Source organism: Acinetobacter sp. 809848, assembly GCF_000581275.1.
Taxonomy (GTDB): Bacteria; Pseudomonadota; Gammaproteobacteria; order Pseudomonadales; family Moraxellaceae; genus Acinetobacter; species Acinetobacter pittii.
Genome location: NZ_JEXG01000193.1, coordinates 1 through 483, shown reverse-complemented (window position 1 = coordinate 483; position 483 = coordinate 1). Strand labels below are relative to the sequence as shown.

The following is a 483-nucleotide window of genomic DNA, read 5'->3' as shown; positions in this document are numbered from 1 at the left end:
TTCACGCACACCTTCGAGCTCACGAATCTGGGAAATAAAACTACCGGTAGACTTTGAACGGTCTTTATTTCTGATGCGTAAGGCATGACCAAATACACGATCAGATACCCGCAAGTCAGCACGTTTACCAATAATATCGGATAAATAAACTCTAGCTACACGTAAAGTAAACTCAAAAATAGCAGCAATGAGCACACCACCTGCCAACACCCATAAAGTCGGGATAGACTGAGATGGTACAACACGGTCATACACTTGCATTGAGAAAATAATGGTTGCCAGTGCCAATACGTTGGCAATCAGTGAGGCAAACATAATATCAACGTAGCGTTTCCAGTCTCTTAAAACAATCGACCAGAACCAGCTTGCTTCGTATGGTTTGATATATTCATCAATACGCGCATCGGGAATTGAAGTTTCAGGACGTAGGATGTAGACATTCTTAATTGTTGTTTTTAAGACATCTAAGCTTAAATTTTGGGA

Annotated in this window: 1 protein-coding gene; it reads right to left on the bottom strand. The window is 40.8% G+C overall.

The window, feature by feature from the left end; translation table 11 throughout:
* Positions 1 to 483 (bottom strand): ABC transporter transmembrane domain-containing protein (locus J536_RS24740; protein WP_032064376.1); only part of this gene is annotated, 483 nt, incomplete at both ends.